General features: G+C 69.8%; 17 protein-coding genes. 16 read left to right on the top strand and 1 reads right to left on the bottom strand.

What is annotated here, in order from left to right; all coding sequences use genetic code 11:
• The coding region (locus tag ABD481_RS45280) for an HAD family hydrolase (protein WP_344672134.1) at positions 1-770 on the bottom strand (770 nt) is incomplete at its 3' end.
• A 68-nt stretch (positions 771-838) separates the two neighbouring features.
• On the opposite strand from ABD481_RS45280, the gene ABD481_RS45275 reads away from it, so the two are divergent.
• From ABD481_RS45275 to ABD481_RS45200, 16 genes are all read left to right on the top strand, one after another.
• Positions 839-1,129, top strand: a complete 291-nt coding sequence (locus tag ABD481_RS45275) for a glutaredoxin family protein (protein ID WP_344672133.1) — start codon at positions 839-841, stop codon at positions 1,127-1,129.
• A gap of 381 nt (positions 1,130-1,510) precedes the next feature.
• Positions 1,511-2,278 carry a redox-sensing transcriptional repressor Rex gene (locus ABD481_RS45270; protein WP_425559430.1) on the top strand — a complete coding sequence of 256 codons (768 nt, stop codon included), beginning with the start codon at positions 1,511-1,513 and terminating at the stop codon, positions 2,276-2,278.
• On the top strand, positions 2,275-3,597 hold the full coding sequence (locus tag ABD481_RS45265; protein WP_344672131.1) for a glutamyl-tRNA reductase: 1,323 nt from the start codon (positions 2,275-2,277) through the stop codon (positions 3,595-3,597). The genes ABD481_RS45270 and ABD481_RS45265 overlap by 4 nt, the downstream gene beginning before the upstream one ends.
• Positions 3,594-4,562 (top strand): hydroxymethylbilane synthase, encoded by a 969-nt coding sequence (gene hemC / locus ABD481_RS45260; protein ID WP_344672130.1) that lies wholly within the window; start codon positions 3,594-3,596, stop codon positions 4,560-4,562. Before ABD481_RS45265 ends, hemC begins: the two co-directional genes overlap by 4 nt.
• A gap of 83 nt (positions 4,563-4,645) precedes the next feature.
• Positions 4,646-6,331, top strand: a complete 1,686-nt coding sequence (locus ABD481_RS45255; RefSeq protein ID WP_425559429.1) for a uroporphyrinogen-III synthase — start codon at positions 4,646-4,648, stop codon at positions 6,329-6,331.
• A gap of 141 nt (positions 6,332-6,472) precedes the next feature.
• The gene (locus ABD481_RS45250; protein WP_344672135.1) at positions 6,473-6,937 is read left to right on the top strand and encodes a DUF5709 domain-containing protein; all 465 of its coding nucleotides are present in this window, start codon (positions 6,473-6,475) and stop codon (positions 6,935-6,937) included.
• 108 nt (positions 6,938-7,045) lie between these two features.
• Positions 7,046-8,017 carry a porphobilinogen synthase gene (hemB, locus tag ABD481_RS45245; protein ID WP_344672128.1) on the top strand — a complete coding sequence of 324 codons (972 nt, stop codon included), beginning with the start codon at positions 7,046-7,048 and terminating at the stop codon, positions 8,015-8,017.
• Between the two features lie 464 nt (positions 8,018-8,481).
• Complete coding sequence (locus ABD481_RS45240; protein WP_344672127.1) at positions 8,482-10,425, top strand: ABC transporter substrate-binding protein; 1,944 nt, start codon at positions 8,482-8,484, stop codon at positions 10,423-10,425.
• A 43-nt stretch (positions 10,426-10,468) separates the two neighbouring features.
• The gene (locus ABD481_RS45235; RefSeq protein ID WP_344672126.1) at positions 10,469-11,413 is read left to right on the top strand and encodes an ABC transporter permease; all 945 of its coding nucleotides are present in this window, start codon (positions 10,469-10,471) and stop codon (positions 11,411-11,413) included.
• Entirely contained in the window at positions 11,414-12,346 is a 933-nt protein-coding gene (locus tag ABD481_RS45230) for an ABC transporter permease (RefSeq protein WP_344672125.1), read from the top strand. It abuts the gene before it with no gap.
• 7 nt (positions 12,347-12,353) lie between these two features.
• Entirely contained in the window at positions 12,354-14,390 is a 2,037-nt protein-coding gene (locus ABD481_RS45225) for an ABC transporter ATP-binding protein (protein WP_344672124.1), read from the top strand.
• 316 nt (positions 14,391-14,706) lie between these two features.
• Positions 14,707-15,690 carry an ABC transporter permease gene (locus ABD481_RS45220; protein WP_344672123.1) on the top strand — a complete coding sequence of 328 codons (984 nt, stop codon included), beginning with the start codon at positions 14,707-14,709 and terminating at the stop codon, positions 15,688-15,690.
• Positions 15,691-15,808: 118 nt separating this feature from the next.
• Positions 15,809-16,735 (top strand): ABC transporter permease, encoded by a 927-nt coding sequence (locus tag ABD481_RS45215; RefSeq protein ID WP_344672122.1) that lies wholly within the window; start codon positions 15,809-15,811, stop codon positions 16,733-16,735.
• Positions 16,732-18,861 carry an ABC transporter ATP-binding protein gene (locus ABD481_RS45210; protein ID WP_344672121.1) on the top strand — a complete coding sequence of 710 codons (2,130 nt, stop codon included), beginning with the start codon at positions 16,732-16,734 and terminating at the stop codon, positions 18,859-18,861. The genes ABD481_RS45215 and ABD481_RS45210 overlap by 4 nt, the downstream gene beginning before the upstream one ends.
• Positions 18,862-19,017: 156 nt before the next feature.
• Positions 19,018-20,760, top strand: coding sequence for an ABC transporter family substrate-binding protein (locus ABD481_RS45205; protein ID WP_344672120.1), 1,743 nt, complete (start codon positions 19,018-19,020; stop codon positions 20,758-20,760).
• Between the two features lie 60 nt (positions 20,761-20,820).
• A complete protein-coding gene (locus ABD481_RS45200; protein ID WP_344672119.1) occupies positions 20,821-21,378 on the top strand; it encodes an SEL1-like repeat protein in 558 nt (185 codons plus the stop codon).
• Positions 21,379-22,191: the final 813 nt, after the last annotated feature.

Genomic DNA, 22,191 nt, shown 5'->3' with positions numbered 1-22,191 from the left:
CCGGCCGCGACCGCGCCGACCGGCGCGGCGGCCCCGGCCACCGGCAGGCCGACCCCGGCCCGGCGGGTGCCGCGGTAGTCCACGATCGCCCAGCCGTGGTGCCGGGCGTGGCGGCGCAGGGCCCGGTCCGGGTTCACCGCCACCGGGTGCCCGACCAGGGACAGCAGCGGCAGGTCGTTCGCCGAGTCGCTGTAGGCGTAGCTGTGCGCCAGGTCCAGGCCGCGCTCGGCGGCCAGCCGGGCCACCTGCCGGGCCTTGTCCGGGCCGTGCAGCAGCGGGCCGGAGATCCGGCCGGTGTAGACGCCGTCCACCCGCTCCGGCCGGGTGCCCAGCGCGCCGGTCAGGCCCAGCCGCTCGGCGATCACCTGGGCCAGCTCGATCGGCGCGGCGGTGACCAGCCACACCTCCTTGCCGGTGAGCAGGTGCGCCTCGCTCAGCGCCCGGGTGCCGGGCCAGATCTTCTCGGCCAGGTAGTCGTCGTAGACCGCCTCGCAGATCTTCTCCATCCGGGCCACCTCGTGGCCCTTGACGAAGTCCAGCGCGTGCTCCTGCACGTCGTCGAGGAGCCCGGACTGCTCGCCGAAGACCCGGAAGCGCACCTGGCGCAGCGCGTGCCCGGCGATCTCCCGCTTGCTGACCATGCCGTGCGCGGTCAGGCCGCGGGCGAGGTGGAACAGCGAAGCGCCCTGGACCAGGGTGTTGTCCAGGTCGAAGAACGCCCCGGCGGACCCAGTCGTCACAGTGCCCGCGTGCACTACCTCGGTGCCCATGGGCCCAACCCTATGCCCTGAGCGTGACGGATAGATGTCGTCAACGTGTTCTCCGTACGCTTTCGGGTGTGCTCCGACTCTTCAAGCGCTCCGGCGCCGCCCCCGTGACCGTGACCCTGGTCGGCAAGCCCGGCTGCCATCTGTGCGACGACGCCCGGCGGACGGTGCGCGAGGTCGCCGCCGAGACCGGCGCCGATGTCGAGGAGCTGGACATCACGGCCCCGGACTTCGACCCGGCGCTGAAGCAGGAGTACTGGGAGCAGATCCCGGTGACCCTGGTGAACGGCGCCCGGCACGACTTCTGGCGGGTCGACGCCGAGCGGCTGCGCAAGGCGATCGCGGCCGCGGCCCGCGGCTGAGCACCCGGGGCCGAGCCGCCCGCCGACCGTGACGCACAGCACTTCACGTCCTGTTCGGTAACTATTCAGCCGTCAGTTCTCCCGACAAATCGGACATCGGGTCATGGGGTGACCGAAGAGACTTTGTGCGTGCGTTCACAAACGCCTATCGTGCTTGTCCAGAGGAACAAGCGCGCAAAGTCGCGCCCACTCCTCCCGGGCAGCGCTGCCAGGGCACCTCGTCCGGGCCCGAGGCGCCGCGGCCGCGGGGGCACAGCAGTGCAGATCCACCGCACGACGGCAACGCCGAGCGCGAGCGCGATGAGGAGCAGCGTGGCCAGCACGAGCAGCAACGCGTCGGGCGGCACCAATCCGGACTCCCGTTCCGGGAACGGCGCCTCGCTGCGCTCGACCCGCCAGGGCATCCCGGAGGCCACCGTCGCGCGGCTCCCGGTCTACCTGCGGGCCCTGATAAGCATGCAGGAGCGCGGCATCATCACCGTCTCCAGCGAGGAGCTCGCCGCCTCGGCCGGGGTCAACTCCGCCAAACTCCGCAAGGACTTCTCCTACCTCGGCTCCTACGGCACCCGCGGGGTCGGCTACGAGGTCTCCTTCCTCGTCTACCAGATCTCCCGGGAGCTGGGCCTGACCCAGGACTGGGCCGTGGCCATCATCGGCATCGGCAACCTGGGCCACGCCCTGGCCAACTACGGCGGCTTCGCCTCCCGCGGCTTCCGGGTCGCGGCGCTGTTCGACGCCGACCCGGCGCTCACCGGCTCGGTGGTGGCCGGCGTCCGGGTGCGGCACTCCGACGAGCTGGAGTCGGCGATCCGCGGCCTGGGCATCTCGATCTTCGTGATCTCCACCCCGGCGCCGGCCGCCCAGGCCGTCGCCGACCGCCTGGTGGCGGCCGGGATCACCTCGATCCTGAACTTCGCACCGGTGGTGCTGAACGTGCCCGAGGGCGTGGACGTGCGCAAGGTGGACCTGTCCATCGAGCTGCAGATCCTCGCCTTCCATGAGCAGCGCAAGGGCGGGCACGCGCTGCCGCAAGGCCCGAGCGGGGCCGCCGGTCCGCCGGGCGGCGCACGCGCCGCCGGCTCCGGCGCGCCCGCCGGCTCCGGCCGGTCCCTGGACGCCTCTCTGATCGACACCGGGATCCCCTCGTGAGTCTTCTAGCCGTTGGACTGTCCCACCGGTCCGCACCCCACGCGCTGCTGGAGCGCGCGGCGCTGAGCACCGAGCGCACCGGGAAACTGCTGGCCGACCTCGCCGCCTCGCCGAACGTGCACGAGGCGGCGGCCCTGGCCACCTGCAACCGCATCGAGGTCTACGCCGGCGTCGACAAGTTCCACGCCGCCGTGACCGAGGTCACCGAACTGTTGTCGGTGCACACCGGGATCGCCCCGGCCGAGCTGACGCCGCACCTGTACGTGCACTACGACGGCCGCGCCGTGCAGCACCTGTTCACCGTGGCCTGCGGGCTGGACTCGATGGTGGTCGGCGAGCCGCAGATCCTCGGCCAGATCCGCACCGCCCTGGCCACCGCCCAGGAGCAGGGCACCGCCGGGCGCTCGCTGAACGACCTGGTGCAGCAGGCGCTGCGGGTCGGCAAGCGGGCGCACAGTGAGACCGGGCTGGACCGGGCCGGGCAGTCGGTGGTGTCGGTGGCGCTGGACGCGGCCTACCGGGCCCTGGGCGTGGACGGTCCGACCGGACTGCGGGCCCTGATCATCGGGGCCGGATCGATGGCCGCGCTGGCCGCCGCGTCACTGAATCGGGCCGGCGTTCGTCACATGGTCGTGGCGAACAGGACGCAGGAGCGGGCCGAACACCTCGCGGCGCAGTACGGCGGGGTGTCGGTGCCGATCGAACAGATCGTGCCGGCGCTGGGGGAGGCCGACCTGGTGGTCGCCTGCACCGGGGCGCCGGGACACGTGATCACCGCCGAGATGCTGACCCGCAGCGCGCACAGCCATCCGCTGGCGCTGGTCGACCTGGCGCTGCCGCGCGACGTCGATCCGGCGGTGCGGACCCTGCCCGGGGTGCACGTGGTGGACCTGGAGCGGGTGGCGCGGGACGGCAGCGCGCAGGCGGCCGGGGCGGCGCAGGAGATAGCCGCCGTCCGGGACCTGGTGCTCGCCGAGGTCGAGGGCTACGCCGCCGCGCAGCGCGCGGAGGCGGTGGCGCCGACCGTGGCCGCGCTGCGGGTGATGGCCGCCGACGTGGTCCGCTCCGAGCTGGAGCGGTTGCGCGGCAAGACCCCGGGGCTGGCCGACAAGGACCGCGCCGAGGTCGAACAGACCGTGCGCCGGGTCGTCGACAAGCTCCTTCACGTGCCGACGGTGCGCGTGAAGCAACTCGCCGGCGCTCCCGGCGGGACCTCCTACGCCGAAGCGCTGCGTGAGCTTTTCGGCCTCGACCCGGCCTCCGTGGAGGCCGTCAGCGCGGCGAACGCCGCGGGCACGACGAATGAGGTGTCAGCATGACCGGGAGTCCGGCCCAAGACGGATCGCCCGTACCCGGCGCGCCCCCGGCCGGCGGGCAGCCGGCGCTGCGGCTCGGGACCCGGGCCAGCGCCCTGGCCCTGGCCCAGTCCGGGATGGCCGCCGCGGCGCTGACCGCGGCCACCGGCCGGGCGGTGGAGCTGGTGCACATCACCACCTACGGCGACACCTCGCGGGAGGCGCTGTCGCAGATCGGCGGCACCGGGGTGTTCGTGAACGCCCTGCGCGAGGCCTTGTACGCCGGCGAGATCGACTTCGCGGTGCACTCGCTGAAGGACCTGCCGACCGCCGCGCCCGAGGGGCTCTGCCTGGCGGCGGTCAGCGAGCGGGCCGCGGTGAACGACGTGCTGGTGGCCCGGGACGGGCGCAAGCTCGCCGACCTGCCGGCCGGGGCCCGGGTCGGGACCGGCGCGGCGCGCCGGATGGCGCTGCTGCGGATGCTGCGGCCGGACCTGGAGGTCGTGCCGATCCGCGGCAACGTCGACACCCGGATCGGCTTCGTGCGCTCCGGGAGCCTGGACGCGGTGGTGCTGGCCCTGGCCGGACTGCAGCGGCTGGGCCGGGAGGAGGAGGCCACCGAGGTCTTCGGGCCGGACGTGATGCTGCCCTCGCCGGGTCAGGGCGCGCTGGCCGTGGAGTGCCGGGACGCCGCGCTGGTGCCGCTGCTGGCGACGCTGGACCACCGGCCGACCCGGGCCGCGGTCACCGCCGAGCGCACCATGCTCGCGGTGCTGGAGGCCGGCTGCTCGGCTCCGGTCGGCGGCCACGCGATCGCCGGTGATGACAACGTTTTGTCGTTGACGGGGCTGGTTGCTACCGTCAGCGGGTCCCGCGGGCTGAAGCGCTCGCTCGCCGGCGGGGTCGACGACCCCGAGGGGCTGGGGCGGGCCGTGGCGCGGGCGCTGCTCGCCGAGGGCGCCGCCGAGCTGATGGAGCGTGCAGCGTGAGCCGGCCGGTGAGCGAATTGTTGGAAGTGCTGGACGGCGCCAAGGGCGGCGCCGGGACGACGGACGGTGGGGGTGAGGCAGGCATGGTGACGACGACTCGACGAGGTTCGGCCTCCGCACTCGATTCCTGCGGGACGACGGCGCTGCTGGCGTTCGTCGGCGCGGGCCCCGGCGACCCGGAGCTGCTCACCCTGCGCGCGGTGGCGCTGCTGGAGGGCGCGGACGTGGTGGCCGCCGAGACCGGTCTGGTGGAGCGGCTGCGCAAGCACATCAACCCCGACGCGCTGATCGTGCCGGTGGTGGAGAACGAGCGCGGCGAGCTCGGGGAGCTGGGGGACGCGACGGTCTCGCTGACCCCGGCCTCCCGGATGAAGAACCTGCTCGGCGAGGTCGCCGCCGGCCGCCGGGTGGTCCGGCTGACCTCCGGGGACCCGGGCCTGTCCGGCGTGGTGGCGGCCGAGGCGGCGCTGTGCGCCAAGGCCGGCGTCGTCTACGAGATCGTGCCGGGCGTGGCGGTGTCCACCGCGGTGCCGCTGTACGCCGGGATCCCGCTCGGGCGCTCCTCGGGCCAGGGCGGCGTGCGGATCCGGTCGCTGGCCGACGTCGCGGACTCCGCGGGCAAGCCCGGCGCCGGACCGCTGAACACCCACGAGACGCTGGTCATGGTCGGCCCCGCGCACCTGCTGGAGGCGGCCGCGGCCGCGCTGCAGGCGACCGGGCTGGCCAAGGCCACCACCCCGGTGTCGGTGACCGCCGACGGCTCCCTGACCACCCAGCGCACCGTGGTCTCCACGCTGGCCCGGGTGGCCGTGGAGGCCGCGGTGCTGATCGCCGGCGGCGGTGAGGTGGTCGTCGTGGTCGGCGCCGCCGTGGCCGACCGGGCGGCGCTGTCCTGGTACGAGACCAAGCCGCTGTTCGGCTGGAAGGTCCTGGTGCCGCGGACCAAGGAGCAGGCCGAGGGCCTGTCCACCCGGCTGCGCGGCTACGGCGCGGTCTCGCACGAGGTGCCGACCATCGCCGTGGAGCCGCCGCGCACCCCGCAGCAGATGGAGCGGGCGGTGAAGGGCCTGGTCACCGGCCGGTACGAGTGGGTGGCCTTCACGTCGCAGAACGCGGTGAAGGCGATCCGGGAGAAGTTCGAGGAGTACGGCCTGGACGCCCGGGCCTTCGCCGGCATCAAGGTCGCGGCGGTCGGCGAGGCGACGGCGGCGGCGCTGGTGGCCTTCGGCGTGCAGCCGGACCTCACCCCGTCCGGCGATCAGTCGGCGGCCGGGCTGCTGGAGGACTTCCCGGCCTACGACCCGGTCTTCGACCCGATCGAGCGGGTCTTCCTGCCGCGCGCCGACATCGCCACCGACACCCTCATCGCCGGGCTGATCGAGCTGGGCTGGGAGGTCGACGACGTCACCGCCTACCGGACCGTGCGGGCCGCGCCGCCGCCGGCCGAGGTGCGGGAGGCGATCAAGGGCGGCGGCTTCGACGCGGTGCTGTTCACCTCCTCCTCCACGGTGCGGAACCTGGTCGGCATCGCCGGCAAGCCGCACGCGGCCACGGTGATCGCCTGTATCGGGCCGCAGACCGCGAAGACCGCCGAGGAGCACGGCCTGCGGGTCGACGTGCTGGCGCCGTCCGCCTCGGTGGTGGCGCTGGCCGACGCGCTGGCCGACTTCGGCCAGACCCGGCGGGTCTCGGCGCTGGCCGCCGGGGAGCCGGTGTACCGGCCCTCGGAGCGGCGGCCCGGCGGACGGCGGCGTTCCTCAGCGCGTTGACGCTGTCGTGAACCCGCCCCGCGCCGAGGTCGCGGGCGCGGGCCGCGGGACTGGTCCGGGCGTGGTCCGGGCCTGCTCCGGGCGTGGTCCGAACGGCGGACCCGCCGATGAGTTGCGGTCGTCGGTGGGAAGTGGTCGGGTATTCGCATGAGCAGTGGCTTCGCGGATGACGTTTATCTCCCGCAGCCGGACACCGATGCCCAGGACATGGTCGAGCAGCTGGACGGCTCCGACACCCTGGTCCCGGGCCCGGACGAGTTGGACACCGGTTATTCACCGCCGGACCGCCCGATCGCGCTGCGCGATCCGGAGACCCTGGACGAGCGGCTCGCCGAGGAGCTGCCGGACTTCGCCCCGCCGCCGGCCGACTGGGACGGGATCGGCGACCACGCCGGCAGCGACGGGGAGCCGATGGGGGACCAGGTCGGCAGCCGGCGGGCCGGGCGGCTGATGGCCCCGGACGAGGGTTCGCACTCCGGCGGGAACGCCGATCTGGCGGCGTACGACGTGGGGATCGACGGGGGCGCGGCGTCCGCCGAGGAGGCCGCCATGCACGTGATCGACGACGAGGAACTCGACGCCGAGTTCGACGACTCCGTGGACTGAGGCCGGACCGGGCGCGCGCAAGGACGGCGGGGGCGCTTATCGCATCGTGCGCGGCATTACCGGCAGGGGCGGGCTCGGCGGTGAAAAACCGCGAGTACTCTCAAATGTATGAGCTTTCCGCTGGACCGCCCCCGCCGTCTCCGTACCACTCCCGCCATGCGGCGCCTCGTCGCGGAGACTCGGCTGCATCCCGCCGACTTCATCCTTCCGTTGTTCGTGAAGGAGACGGTGAGCGAGCCGACGCCGATCGCGGCGATGCCCGGGGTGTTCCAGCACACGCTGGCGTCGGTGCGCAAAGCCGCGGCCGAGGCGGTCGCCGAGGGCATCGGCGGGGCCATGCTGTTCGCCGTGCCGGCCGAGAAGGACGCGCGGGGCACGGCGGGTACCGACCCGGACGGGATTCTCCAGCGGGCCATCGCCGAGGTGCGGGACGAGGTCGGGGATTCCCTGGTCGTGATGTCCGATCTCTGCCTGGACGAGTTCACCGACCACGGGCATTGCGGAGTGCTGCGGGCCGACGGCTCGGTGGACAACGACGCCACCTTGGAACGCTATGCCGAAATGGCGGTGCGCCAGGCCGAGGCCGGCGCGCACATGCTGGGCCCGAGCGGAATGATGGACGGGCAGGTCGGATTCGTGCGGCGGGCCCTGGACGAGGCCGGTCTCCAGGACACCGCGATTCTGGCTTATTCCGCCAAGTACGCCAGTGCGTTCTACGGTCCGTTCAGAGACGCCGTCGAGTCGAGTCTGCAAGGGGATCGGCGCACATATCAGCAGGATCCCGCCAATGCCCTGGAGTCGCTGCGCGAGGTGCGGCTCGACGTGGCCGAGGGCGCGGACATGGTCATGGTGAAACCAGCCCTGTCCTATCTGGACGTCGTGCGTCAGGTCGCCGATGCTGTTGATGTGCCCGTCGCCGCCTACCAGGTGTCGGGGGAGTACTCGATGGTGGAGGCCGCCGCGGCGAACGGGTGGCTGGACCGGGAGCGGACGATTCTGGAGACGTTGACGTCGGTGCGGCGGGCCGGGGCGACCTCGGTGCTGACCTACTGGGCGGTCGAGGTGGCGCGGATGCTATAGCGCTTTCGTGGAAGCGCCGTGTAACGCCACCCTTTCGCCGACCCCCTCATCCCTTGTCGGACCCTTGCCATGGGCGGACAAGGTGATGCGGGGGTTCCGCTTTTCTTCGATCTTGGTTTTTCTCATGGAAACTGCTGGATATAAAGCAGGTGCTAACTCGCGCCGCTGATCAGCCACTTTGCAATATCGATCTTGCAGTGATGTTCCGGGGCCGCCAAGATGACGATCTTGTTAATTCTCCGGGACCTCGGTCCATACCACGTCTGTGCGTCTTTCGACATGGATTTCGTTGCCGATCTGTGATCGCTTTTCCTCCTTTGTTGGGCCACTGTATGCAGGAGTGGTCGTGAGCCACCCTCGGCGCCACTGCCTGTCATCACGCATCTGTTGCTGTCGGCTGCGCTCACAACCGCGACCGGCCCGGATCCACACACCGAGCCGGATCCGTCTAAGGGGAGGGCTTGATGGCCGTCAGCAATACCCGAAGGTTCGTGGCGATGGTGGGCGCTATAGCCGCCATCGGCGCCGCCGCCGCTTGTGGCAGCAGCTCCAGCAGCGGACCGAAGACCAACAACATCACCTCGTCGAGCTCCAACCCGGCCACGCCGACGAGCTCGGGTCCGGCCGCCAAGCAGGGCGGCACCGCGCGGGTCGCCGAGTGGCCGCCCGGGTCGAGCCCGAACGCGATCTTCCCGTTCATGTCGATCGACCAGCTGAGCACCCAGAACACCGGGCAGTTCCAGTACTTCTTCTACCGCCCGCTGTACTACGTGGGTCTGAACGACAAGCTCGCCGTCAACTACGACATGGGCCCGGCCGAGAAGCCGACCTGGAGCTCGGACGGCCTGACCATCACCATCCCCATGAAGTCCGCCTGGAAGTGGAGCAACGGGGAGCAGGTCACCGGCAAGAGCGTGCAGTTCTGGCTGAACATGATGAAGGCCGAGTCGGACAAGCTGGGCTACTACAGCCCGCCGAACGACGTGGTCAAGGTGAAGTACCTGCCGGACAACATCGTCTCCACCAATGTGAGCGACACCAGCATCTCGATCACCTTCGACCAGCAGTACAGCCAGGACTACATCGTCGGCAACGCGCTGCAGACGGTGACCCCGATGCCGCTGGCGTGGGACGTCACCGACGACAAGGGCACCAAGGGCAAGTGCTCCAGCGACACCCTGGACTCCCCGACGCTGAAGGCCGACTGCGAGCCGGTCTACAACTACCTGTACAACGCGGGCAAGGACGTGAAGACCTTCTCGACCAACCCGCTGTGGAAGATCGTCGACGGCCCGTGGGTCCTGAAGGACCTCAACGCCACCACCGGCGGCTTCTCGATCACCAAGAACCCGCAGTTCGGCGGTGAGCACAAGCCGTACCTGGACGAGGTCGACTTCGTCCCGTACACCAGCACCGACGCCGAGTGGAAGGACCTGCAGGCCGGGTCCAGCCAGGCCAACGCGCTGCAGCTGGGCGTCTTCACCGCGGCCAACACGCCGCAGTACAACGCCAGCGACGTCCAGAAGGGCAACCCGCTGGCCTCGGCCGGGTACCAGGTCGAGAAGGGCTCGCTGCTCGACTCGATCAGCTACTACCAGCTGAACTTCGGCTCCACGGCGCACGGCTCGCTGTTCCGGCAGCCGTACTTCACCAAGGCGCTGCAGGACCTGATGGACCAGCAGGGCGCCATCGACGGCCCGTACCACGGCTGGGGCTACCCGACGACCGGCATCGTGCCCGGCTCGCCGGACGGCAACCCGCTGTCGGCGGCGGCCAAGGCGGCGGCGGCCAAGTACGACCCGGCCGAGGCCAAGTCGCTGATGGAGGCGCACGGCTGGGACCTGACCACCACGCCGGCCACCTGCAAGAGCCCCGGTACCGCGGACAACCAGTGCGGCGCCGGCGTGAAGCAGGGTGACAAGGCCGAGTTCTCGCTGGAGTACCCGACCGCGCACCCGGCGCTGGACGTCGTGATGCAGGCGTACAAGAACGCCGCGGCCAAGGCCGGCATCTCGATCGGCGTGCCGACCAAGACCCAGAACACCCTGGGCTCGGAGCTGGTGGCCTGCTCGCCGGACAAGCCGGCCGGCTGCTCGTGGGACGCGATCCTGTACGGCGGCTGGGTGTACTCCCTGCTGCCGACCGCCGACTCGCTGCTGACCACCGGCGCGGGCTCGAACATCTACGGTTTCTCCGACCCCAAGTTCGACGCCGCCGTGGCGAAGACCGTCAAGGTCGGTGACGCGCAGTCCTGGGCCGACTACGAGGCCTACACCGCGTCGATCTCGACGCCGCTGATCTACATGCACAACAGCGTCTGGGTCTGGGCCGTGGCCAAGGGCTTCCACGACTCCGGCCAGGACGCCTTCCAGGGCTTCGAGCCCGAGTTCTGGTACTACACCCAGTGACCAAGCGCACTGACGTCACCGCGACCCCCGGCGGGGGGTCGCGGTGACCGCCTACCTGATCCGCCGGACCCTGCAGTCGATCGCGACGCTGTTCATCGTCTCGATCATCACTTTCGGTCTGCTGCACCTGATGCCCAACGGTGTGGTCCGCGGGATGCTCGGCCAGAAGGCCACCCCGCAGCAGATCACTTACTTGACGCACAAGCTCGGTCTGGACCAGCACCTCTGGACGCAGTACTGGATCTGGCTCAAGAAGCTCCTCCACGGCGACTTGGGCACCAGCTACATCCGCAACCAGACGGTCAGCGACCTGATCCGCGAGACGCTCGGGCAGTCCGCCTACCTGGTGGGCCTGGCGCTGCTGATCACGATCCTGCTCGCGGTCCCGATCGGCGTCCTGCAGGCCACGCGGCGCAACACCGCCACCGACTACACGATCACGACCCTGTCGTTCGTCGGCTACGCGGTCCCGGTCTTCTTCATCGGGCCGATCCTGCGCGAGATCTTCCAAGTGAAGCTGCACTGGATCCCGACGGCGAACCAGATCGACTCCTTCCACTCCCTCCTCGTGCAGCCCGAGCAGACGGTCCTGCCGGTGCTCAGCCTGGTCATCGGGCTCGTCGCCGGCTACAGCCGCTACATGCGCTCGTCGATGCTGGACGAGCTCACGCAGGACTACGTCCGCACCGCCACCGCGAAGGGCGCGACCAAGCGCCGCGTGCTGTACAAGCACGTGCTGCGCAACGCGATGATCCCGATGGCCACGCTGGTCGGGCTCTCGCTGCCCGGGCTGGTGGGCGGCGCGCTGCTGGTGGAGCAGATCTTCAACATCCAGGGCATGGGCCTGCTGACGATCCAAGCCGCGCAGCAGAACGACTTCGTCATCGTGCTCGGCACGACGATGCTGACCGCGGTGGTGACGGTGATCGGCTCGCTGGTGGCCGACATCTCCTACGCGGCCCTGGACCCGCGAGTGAGGCTGACGTAAATGACCATGTCTCCCGTGTTCCCCGAGCAGGGCGACGCCGCGATCCCCACCGACCAGATGCTGGGCCTGGCGCCGGCCGAGAAACCGCGCTCGATGTTCCGGCGCGGTCTGGAGGTGTTCCTGGAGAACAAGCTCGCGGTCGTGGCCCTGGGCGTCCTGATCTTCTACGTCCTGTTCTGCTTCTTCGGGCCGCTCCTCTACCACGGCAACACCACCGACGTGCAGATGGGCGAGATCACCAAGCCGCCGGGCGCCGGCCACCCGCTGGGCACCGACAACGACGGCGTCGACGTGCTCGGCAAGCTGATGAAGGCCGGGCAGATCACGCTGGAGGTCGGGATTGTCTCCGGCCTGCTGGCCTCGGTGATCGGCATGCTCTACGGCGCGGTCGCCGGGTTCGTCGGCGGCTGGATCGACTCGGTGATGATGCGCGCCATCGACGCCCTGATGTCGATCCCGATCATCTTCGCGCTGATCTACCTGGCCGCCACCCGGGGCCGGACGAAAACCGTGTTCATCCTGGCCATCGCCCTGACCAGCTGGTTCAGCCTGACCCGGCTGACCCGCGGCGACACCCTGACGGTCAAGGTCCGGGACTACGTCGCGGCCTGCCGGATGATGGGCGGCCGGAACTGGCGGATCATCGCCCGGCACATCCTGCCCAACACCATCGGCACCACGATCGTCAACACCTCGCTGACCGTGGCCAACTCGGTGTTCGCGCTGTCCGTGCTCAGCTACATCGGGCTGGGGCTGCAGGCCCCGAACGACGACTGGGGCGGGATGTTCGCGGCCGGGACCAGCTATATGGACCAGGGCTACTGGTGGATGATCTATCCCTCCGGGGTGTCCATCGTGCTGATCATCATCAGCTGCAACTTCATCGGCGACGCGCTGCGCGACGCCTTCGAGACCCGGCTTCAGAAGCGGTGAGCGCGCCATGGCACTACTAGAGGTCCAGAACCTCCACACCCAGATCAAGCTGAAGCGCTCGGTGGTCCAGGCGGTGGACGGCATCAGCTTCAGCGTGGAGGCCGGCGAGACCATCGGGATCGTCGGCGAGTCCGGCTGCGGCAAGACCATGACCGCGATGTCGATCATGCGGCTGCTGCCCAACGGCGGCAGCAGTCCGGACGGCAGCATCTTCCTGGACGGCCGGGACCTGCTCCAGCTCGACGACGACGAGATGGCCGGGGTGCGCGGCAACGAGATCGGGATGATCTTCCAGGACCCGATGACCTCGCTGAACCCGACGATGACCATCGGCCGGCAGATCTCCGAGTCGGTCCGGATCCACCGGGGCGCCGGCAAGGCCGAGGCGCACGCCCGCGCGGTCGAGGTGCTCAACCTGGTCGGCATGCCCAGCCCGCAGCAGCGGGCCCGGGACTACCCGCACCAGCTCTCCGGCGGTATGCGGCAGCGGGCGATGATCGCGATGGCCCTGGCCAACGAGCCCAAGCTGCTGATCGCCGACGAGCCGACCACCGCGCTGGACGTCACGGTCCAGAAGCAGATCCTGGAGCTGATCGACAGCCTGCGCGAGCGGCTGGACATGGCGGTGATCCTGGTCACCCACGACCTCGGCGTGATCGCCGGGCGCGCGGACCGGGTGAACGTGATGTACGCCGGCCGGATCGTGGAGACCACACGGACCGAGCGGCTCTACGCCAACCCGCGGCATCCGTACACCGAGGCGCTGTTCGACTCGCTGCCCGAGCGCGGCGCGGAGAGCGGCACCCGGCTGTACTCGATCCCGGGCCTGCCGCCGGACCTCACCGACCCGCCGGCGGCCTGCCGGTTCGCGCCCCGCTGCCGCTACGCACAGGCCGACTGCCGGGCCCAGGACCCGCCCAACCGGGTCGACGAGGTGGGGCACGAGTTCGCCTGCTTCCACCCGGTGGGCGCCGCCGAGCGGGCCGGCGAGGAGGTCACGGTCACCCTGACCGAGAAGACCTCCTCCGAGGAGATCCCCAGCACCGAGATCGGCGAGGTGCTGCTGGAGGTCACCGACCTGGTCAAGGACTACCCGATCACCAAGGGGCTGCTGCGCCGGCAGATCGGCACGGTCAGCGCGGTGGCCGGGGTGTCCTTCACCATCCGCAAGGGCGAGACCGTGGGCCTGGTCGGCGAGTCCGGCTGCGGCAAGACCACGGTGGCCAAACTGCTGGTGGGCCTGGAGGAGAGCACCGGCGGCTCGATGGTCTTCGGCGGTCCGGGCAAGGGCGTGGACATGGCCGCGGTCAAGCCGGCCAAGCGCCGGGCGCTGAGCCGGGACGTGCAGATGATGTTCCAGGACAGCTACGCCGCGATGGACCCGCGGATGCGGGTGCAGACCGTGGTGCGCGAACCACTGGACATCCAGAAGATCGGGTCCAAGCAGGAGCGCGAGGACCGGATCCGGACCCTGTTCGACCAGGTCGGCCTGCCGGTCTCGGCGCTGGAGCGGTATCCGCACGAGTTCTCCGGCGGCCAGCGGCAGCGCGTCGGCTTCGCCCGGGCGCTGGCCCCGGCGCCGAAGCTGATCGTCGCCGACGAGCCGGTCTCGGCGCTGGACGTCTCGATCCAGTCCCAGGTCCTGAACCTGATGAAGGACCTGCAGGCCGAGCTGGGGCTGTCCTACCTGTTCATCTCGCACGACCTGTCGGTGGTCCGCTACCTGTCCGACCGGATCGGCGTGATGTACCTGGGCAAGCTGGTGGAGATCGGCCCGGCCGACGCCGTGTACGCGCGGCCGGTGCACCACTACACCAGGGGCCTGCTGGACACCATCCCGGTGGCCGACCCGGAGGTGGAGAAGGCCAAGGCCGCCGCCGGCATCGCCGGGGAGCTGCCCAGCGCCATCAACCCGCCCTCGGGCTGCCGGTTCCGCACGCGGTGCCCGGCGGCCCAGGAGCTGTGCGCGCAGGTCGAGCCGACGCTGTCGGACTACGGCACCGAGGGGCACCAGGCGGCGTGCCACTTCCCGCTCTGGGAGTGACGCGCGGCGGTAAGGACTCCACGGCCTGGGGGTGCTGACGCGTTCTCAGATTGTGGACACCACTGAAGATCAGTATGTTGGGCACCGGGTTCGCGTGATCATCCGCGGACTCGGTGTCTCTTTTTCCCTATATGTGAGTACTGTCCGTATTGGGATTTTCACGGTCTGTGTTGTGATTCATCACTAGAGATCCATTCGTGTCCTTTTCGTGATCGATTTTCCGGCGCCCATCCGACAACCTGTTTACCAACGGGCTCGACACGATCTACGCCCGGTTCACCTGGGTTGAGGTTCTCGAGCACGGAAGGTCAGGACATTGGGTGCCTTCATCGTCCGCAGGCTGCTGAATTACGTGGTCCTGGTCTTCATCGCCACCTCCCTGGCGTACCTGGGCGCGGCCACGGCCTTCCACCCCAAGGACCAGTACCTGCAGAAGAACCCGCCGACCCCGGCCGTGGTGATGTACCACGAGCTCGACGAGCGCAACGGCAACCCGGACAAGCCGGTGCTGGAGCGCTACGCGACCTGGGTGAGCGGCGTCGTGCACGGCGACTTCGGCAAGACCTGGCAGCTGGACTCGGTCGGCAAGCACTTCTCGATCAGCGTCTGGGTCACGGTGCGCCTGGTGACCGTGGCGGCCGTGCTCTCGGCGGTGCTGGGCGTGCTGATCGGCTCGTTCCAGGCGGTCAGACAGTACAAGTTCAGCGACCACTCGATCACCTTCGCGTCCTACCTGATCTTCGCGATGCCGGTGTTCGTGCTGGCGCCGTTCCTGAAGCTGATCGCGGTGCAGGTGAACAAGCTGGTCGGCGGGGACACCCCGCTGCTGCAGTACCAGGGCGAGATCGACCCGAACGCCACCGGCTTCCTCGGCCAGCTGTTCAGCCGCGCCGACCACCTGCTGCTGCCGACCATCTCGCTGTCGCTGGGCCTGATCGCCTTCTACAGCCGCTATCAGCGCGGCACCATGCTCGACGTCATGGGCTCGGACTTCCTGCGCACCGCGCGGGCCAAGGGCCTGCGCAAGGGCCAGGCGATCCTGAAGCACGGCGTGCGCACCGCGGTGATCCCGGTCATGACCCTGATCACCTACTCCACGATCACCACCTTCGCCGGCGCCATCATCACCGAGCGGGTCTTCGGCTGGAACGGCCTGGGGTCGTGGTTCTCCGACTCCACGCGGCACGCCGACGTCAACTCGGTGGCGATCGTGACGCTGTTCTCCGCGGTGCTGGTGCTGATCGCCGGGATGCTCGCGGACGTGATCACCGCCGTGCTCGACCCCCGGGTCCGGCTGTGACCGCCCGCCGGTCCGCCGGCTCCCGCCCCGGTGTCGGCCCCAGCGTCGGCCCCAGTGTCGGCCCCAGCTCCAGCTCCCGCCCCGTGACCGTCCCGGCCAGTCTCCGAAGGGCCCTGTGATGTCCATCCCCATCATCGACAGCGGCGAGAAGCCCGATGTGCTCGGCACCGGCCCCGCGCCGGTGGGCGGCGGGCGGGCCCGGCTGGTCTGGCGCCGCTTCCGCCGCAACCGCCTGGCCATGGTCGGCCTGGTCGGCCTGGTGCTGCTGTTCGTGTTCGCGTTCTTCGGCGGGCACCTGACGCACTGGGCCCCGGCCGAGAACGACTTCGGGAACACGCAGTCCGGGCCGAGCTCGGACCACCTGTTCGGGACCGACGACGCCGGCCACGACATGTTCGCCCAGACTGTCTCGGGCATGCAGAAGTCGCTGATCATCGGCCTGCTGGTGGCGCTGCTGTCGACCGGCACCGCGGGCCTGCTGGGCACCGCCGCGGCCTACTTCGGCGGCTGGTGGGACAAGGCCATCGTCTGGCTCACCGACCTGTTCCTGGTCGTGCCCTCGCTGCTGATGCTGATCATCCTGTCGCCGTACTTCCAGGGCTCGAACTGGATCGTGCTGATCCCGATGATCGCGCTGTTCAACTGGATGATCACCTCGCGCGTGCTGCGCGGCATGACGCTGACCGTGCGCGAGCGCGAGTTCGTGCGGGCCGCCCGCTACATGGGCGTGCCGTCCTGGACCATCATCCGGCGGCACATCCTGCCGAACATCTCCTCGCTGCTGATCGTCGACTTCACGCTGAACGTGGGCGCGGCGATCATCACCGAGTCGTTCCTGTCCTTCCTGGGCTTCGGCATCCGGACCCCGGACGTGTCGCTGGGCACGGTGATCGACGACGGCTCCAACTTCGCCAGTACCGACCAGTGGTACCTGTTCGTCTTCCCGGCCGCGTTCCTGGTGCTGATCATCCTGTGCGTCAACTTCATCGGGGACGGCCTGCGCGACGCCCTCGACCCCAACTCGACGGGAGTCTCGGCCCGATGAGCCAGAGTGAGAACCTGCTGATCCCCGCCGCCGTCGGGAGTCCGGCCACCGGCAGCCCGCTGCTGAGCGTGCGGGACCTGCACGTCACCTTCGGGTCCGAGGCCGGCGCGGTGCACGCGGTGCGCGGCGTCAGCTACGACCTGCACGCCGGCGAGGTGCTGGGCATCGTCGGCGAGTCCGGCTCCGGCAAGTCGGTCTCCGCGATGGCGGTGCTGGGCCTGCTGCCGGACAACGCCCGCGTCACCGGCTCGGTGCGGCTGGCGGGCCAGGAGCTGCTCGGCCGGTCGGACCGGGCGATGTCGAAGATCCGCGGCAAGGACATCGCGATGGTCTTCCAGGACCCGCTGTCCGCGCTGACCCCGGTGTTCACCGTCGGCGACCAGATCGTCGAGGCCCTGACCGTGCACCAGAAGCTGGGCAGGGAGGCGGCCCGCAAGCGCGCCCTGGAGCTGCTGGAAGTGGTCGGCATCCCGGACCCGCAGCGGCGGTTCAAGAACTTCCCGCACGAGTTCTCCGGCGGTATGCGCCAGCGTGTGATGATCGCGATGGCGATCGCCAACGACCCCAAGGTCATCCTCTGCGACGAGCCGACCACCGCGCTCGACGTCACCATCCAGGCCCAGATCCTGGAGGCGCTGAAGAACGCGCAGCAGCTCACCGGCGCGGCGATCCTGATGATCACCCACGACCTCGGCGTGGTCGCCGGCTTCGCCGACAAGGTCACGGTGATGTACGCGGGCCGCCCGGTGGAGCAGGGCGCCGTCGACGAGATCTACTACCGGCCGCGCATGCCCTACACGATCGGCCTGCTGGGCTCCATACCCCGCCTGGACGAGACCGCCGAGCGCGGCCGCCGTCCGCTGACCCCGATCGAGGGCAACCCGCCGTCGATGGTGGGCCTGCCCGACGCCTGCCCGTTCGCGGCCCGCTGCCCGATCGCGGTCCAGGCCTGCCACGGCTCCGAGCCCGCGCTGCTGCCGGCCGGCTCGGACTCCCACCTCGCGGCCTGCCACCGGCGCGCCGAGCTGGAGAACGGGACCATCCCGGTGGACCAGGTCTACCCGGTGCCCGAGATCCCCGAGGCGGAGCTGGACCAGGTGCCGCGCGCGCAGCGCGAGACCGTGCTGGAGGTCAAGGACTTGCACAAGCACTTCCCGCTGCTGCGCGGGGCGGTCTTCAAGCGCCGGGTCGGCACGGTCAAGGCCGTGGACGGCATCAGCTTCGAGATCCGCCAGGGCGAGACCCTGGGCCTGGTCGGCGAGTCCGGCTGCGGCAAGACCACCACGCTGCTGGAGATCCTGGAGCTGGTGGCTCCGCAGGCCGGCTCGGTGGCGGTGTTCGGCCGCGAGGCGGCGAACCTGTCCGGCCGCGAGCGCATGGAGATGCGCAAGGACATCCAGATCGTCTTCCAAGACCCGATGGCGTCCCTGGACCCGCGGATGCCGATCGGCGACGCCATTGCCGAGCCGCTGCGCACCCACGGCTGGTCCGCCGACCGGGCCGCGGCCCGGGTCGCGGAGCTGCTGGAGCTGGTGGGCCTGGAGCCCTACCACGCCTCGCGCTTCCCGCGGGAGTTCTCCGGCGGCCAGCGGCAGCGCATCTGCGTGGCCCGGGCCCTGGCGCTGAACCCGAAGGTGGTGATCCTGGACGAGCCGGTCTCGGCCCTGGACGTGTCCATCCAGGCCGGCGTCATCAACCTGCTGGACGAGCTGCGGGCCAAGCTGGGCCTGAGCTACCTGTTCGTGGCCCACGACCTGTCGGTGGTGCGGCACATCGCCGACCGGGTGGCCGTGATGTACCTGGGCCGCATCGTCGAGATCGGCGACGTCGCCGCGGTCTTCCGGGCCCCCTCGCACCCCTACACCCAGGCCCTGCTGTCGGCCATCCCCCTGCCGGATCCGCACAAGGAGCGCGAGCGCACCCGGATCCTGCTGCCCGGCGACCTGCCGTCGCCGGCCAACGTGCCCTCGGGCTGCCGGTTCCGCGACCGCTGCTTCAAGTACGCGTCGCTGACCGCGGCCGAGCAGACGAAGTGCCGTGACGAGGACCCGACCATCGTCGCGCGCCCCGGCCGAGCGGACCACGCGACCGCGTGCCACTTCGCCGACGCCTTGGAGGTGGTCTGATCCGCCACCCGGGCCATCCGCCCCACCCCTGGCGAGGCCGACCGGATCCCCGGCGCCGCGTCGTACCTTCCCTCCACGCATCCCCGCCCGACCTTCCCCGGCCGCGCTCCGGCGCGGCCGCGGAGGGCAGGGGCTTCAATCAGGAGACTCACATCCATGCGTAGCATCACCAAGAAGTCGCCGGCGATCGTCGCGATCCTGGCCACCGCCGCCCTGGCCGCCTCGGCCTGCTCCTCCTCCAAGAGCGGCTCCTCCGGCGCCTCCAGCGCCTCCACCTCGGCGAACGGCAAGGCCATCCCGGCCGCCACCAGCAACGACATCAACGCCAAGGACGCCTCCTCGCTGAAGGCCGGCGGCACCCTGACGATGGCGATCGACCAGTACTCCTCGCAGTGGAACATCGCCACCAACAACGGCAACGAGCTGGACAGCGCCCGCGTGATGTCCACGATGATGCCGCGCCTGTTCCACTTCGACGCCTCCGGCGCCGCCACCCCGAACAAGGACTACCTGCTCAGCGCCGACGAGAGCACCGCCTCCGGCAAGCAGGTCGTGACCTACAAGCTGAACCCGAAGGCCAAGTGGTCCGACGGCACCGCGATCTCCTACAAGGACTTCGTCGCCACCTGGAAGGCCGAGATCGGCGCGAGCGCCGGCTTCGACGTCGCCAGCTCGGTCGGCTACGACCAGATGGAGTCGGTGGAGCGCGGCGCCGACGACCAGACCGTGGTCGTCACCTACAAGACGCCGTTCTCGGACTGGAAGTCGATGTTCGACCAGTTCAACGGCGCCGGCCTGTACCCGGCCGCCAAGGTCTCCGACGTCGACGGCTGGAACAAGGCCTACCTGAACGCCATCCCGGTCACCGCCGGCCCGTTCAAGCTGGACAAGATGGACCCGACCACCAAGACCGTCACCGTGGTCGCCGACCCCAACTGGTGGGGTGACAAGCCGGTCCTGGACAAGATCGTCTTCCGTGCCATCGACGACACCGCGGCCCAGGCCGACGCCTACAACAACCACGAGCTCGACGTCTTCGAGGTCGGCCCCTCGGCCGCCAACTTCGCCAAGGTGAAGGACGCCGCGGGCAGCACCCTGCACTACGCCGGCGGCCCGGACTGGCGCCACATCACCATCAACACCCAGGCCCCGGCCCTGAAGGACCCGGTCGTCCGCCAGGCGATCTACCAGGCCGTGAACCGCCAGCAGATCGCCGACGTGGACCTGAAGAACCTGGGCACCTGGAAGCCCACGGTCCTGAACAACCGCTTCTTCGTCAACAACCAGACCGGCTACCAGGACAACCTGGGCGACCTGGCCTACAACGTCGACGCCGCCAACAAGGCCCTGGACGCGGCCGGCTGGGTCAAGGGCGGCGACGGCATCCGCGCCAAGGACGGCGTCAAGCTGGACCTGAAGTGGGTCGAGTCCCAGGGCATCAAGGTCACCTCCAACGAGGCCCAGATGGTGAAGGCGGACCTGCAGAAGGTCGGCATCAACATCACCGAGACCCCGGTCAACGGCGACGACTACTTCGACAAGTACATCAACGTCGGCCAGTACGACATCACCGCCTTCGCCTACGCGGGCAACCCCTTCCCGGTCTCCAGCGGCGCCCCCCAGATCCAGTCCGTGGACGACCCGAAGAACATCCACAACAACCCCCGCCTGGACAAGGCCCCCGACATCGACGCGGCCCTGAAGAAGGCCCTGGAGGACACCGACCCGGCCCAGGCGATAGCCGACGCCAACGAGGCGGACAAGCTGGCCACCAAGCAGGCCTCCCTGATCCCCCTCTACCAGCGCCCCCAGATCTGGGCCACCAAGTCCACCCTGGCCAACTTCGGCTCCTTCGGCTTCCAGGACTACGACTGGACGAAGGTCGGCTACACCGGCTGATAACCCCCGAACGCGAGGGCCCCGTTGTGTGGAACGGGGCCCTCGTTCTACGTTTCACCAATGCCCCGCACCGATGCCGAGATCGAAGAGGACCTGCGCCGCAACCTCACCCCCGCCACCTGCCTCGCCCTGGCCCACCGCCTGGCCCCCCAACCCCTCCGCCGCTTCGAAGCCGAGCACTACTTCCGCCGCGCAGCCGAGCAGAACCAACAAGGGGCCCTGGAACTGGCCGGCTTCCTCCTGGACTGGACCGACCGCACAGCCGAAGCCGAGGTCTACATCCAACGCGCCGCCACCACCGGCGACACCCACGCCCTCCTGATGCTGGGCCAACTCCGCGACCGCCAAGGCCGCCCCACCGAAGCCGAAGAGGCCTACCTCCGCGTCCACGAATCCGGCGACCCCAACGGCGCGACCTACCTAGCCCGCCTCCTGTCCGCCATCCCCGGCCGCGAACCCGACGCCGAACGCTGGCACCGCCTCCGCGTAGTCCGAGGCGACCAAGACGCAATGCACGACCTGGCAATGCTCCTCGAGGACCAGCCAGGCCGCGCAACCGAACGCGAAGACCTACTCCGACGCTACTGGGGCAACGCCTACGTAGAAGGCCAGGACTGAACAGCCCGCTCACCCATAGGGCAGGTAGTTCCAGTACCAAGAAGTCCCGCTGGCCAGCCCACCATGCCCAGCACAGTAAGCGTACGAACCATTCCGGTTCCCAGCCCACACCACCACACCAGCGGACCACGTCCAGTCCGCGCACTCCGCCATAGCCTGGTACGAGTAGGGCCCATTCCCATCGCACCACCCACCGAACGTATTTTTGTCATGCCACGGATAGCACTGCCCGATCCAACCCCCACTGGAACGAGCAGCAGCAGGCCGAGCCACAGCAGCAGAAGCGCTAGAACCGCCAGCAACAACAACCGACGCCAGCGCAGCCGCAACGGCATAGGCTTTGAGTCTCTTCACAGTCGACGCTCCCTCATAGTTGGCGACCCGCCCAACCTCGCAGCCTCCGCTGGCAGAACGCTGGCAGCCTCGACACCTAGCGCCTGGCAGAGCTGATGTGGATTGCGACCGGCCGCGCCAGCAAGAGTTGGCCACCATCGCAACCGACTGCCCAGCCACCACCAGACCCGGCGGCGGCGAGCAGAACGGGCCATCACCGCGACGGGTCGCCCAACTCAGCATCACAAGCGGCAGCGGCCAGCAGAACTGATCAGCATCGCGACGGGTCGCCCAGCTCGGCATCAGAACTGGCGGCGGCCAGCAGGACCGGTGGTCATCGCGACCGGATGCCTCGCTTTTTGCCAAAGTTAGGTCTTCGGTTCCGGTCTTTCCGATGCTCCTATGTCAAGGTGTGGGGGTTGGTTGTGTGGTGTTTTGGTGGGTGAGGATGCGGTGGATTTCGTTGGCTATGTAGCGTTT

The organism is Catenulispora yoronensis, from assembly GCF_039531695.1.
In the GTDB taxonomy this organism is placed as follows: domain Bacteria; phylum Actinomycetota; class Actinomycetes; order Streptomycetales; family Catenulisporaceae; genus Catenulispora; species Catenulispora yoronensis.
Note: the sequence above shows the minus strand (reverse complement) of the source record. Positions and strands in the feature narration are given on the sequence as shown.

Coding starts and splice junctions, on each gene's coding strand:
- hemC (WP_344672130.1), top strand. CDS start 3,594: ATGACCGGGAGTCCGGCCCAAGACGGATCGCCCGTACCCGGCGCGCCC.
- ABD481_RS45255 (WP_425559429.1), top strand. CDS start 4,646: ATGGTGACGACGACTCGACGAGGTTCGGCCTCCGCACTCGATTCCTGC.
- hemB (WP_344672128.1), top strand. CDS start 7,046: ATGAGCTTTCCGCTGGACCGCCCCCGCCGTCTCCGTACCACTCCCGCC.
- ABD481_RS45240 (WP_344672127.1), top strand. CDS start 8,482: ATGGCCGTCAGCAATACCCGAAGGTTCGTGGCGATGGTGGGCGCTATA.
- ABD481_RS45230 (WP_344672125.1), top strand. CDS start 11,414: ATGACCATGTCTCCCGTGTTCCCCGAGCAGGGCGACGCCGCGATCCCC.
- ABD481_RS45225 (WP_344672124.1), top strand. CDS start 12,354: ATGGCACTACTAGAGGTCCAGAACCTCCACACCCAGATCAAGCTGAAG.
- ABD481_RS45215 (WP_344672122.1), top strand. CDS start 15,809: ATGTCCATCCCCATCATCGACAGCGGCGAGAAGCCCGATGTGCTCGGC.
- ABD481_RS45210 (WP_344672121.1), top strand. CDS start 16,732: ATGAGCCAGAGTGAGAACCTGCTGATCCCCGCCGCCGTCGGGAGTCCG.
- ABD481_RS45205 (WP_344672120.1), top strand. CDS start 19,018: ATGCGTAGCATCACCAAGAAGTCGCCGGCGATCGTCGCGATCCTGGCC.
- ABD481_RS45200 (WP_344672119.1), top strand. CDS start 20,821: ATGCCCCGCACCGATGCCGAGATCGAAGAGGACCTGCGCCGCAACCTC.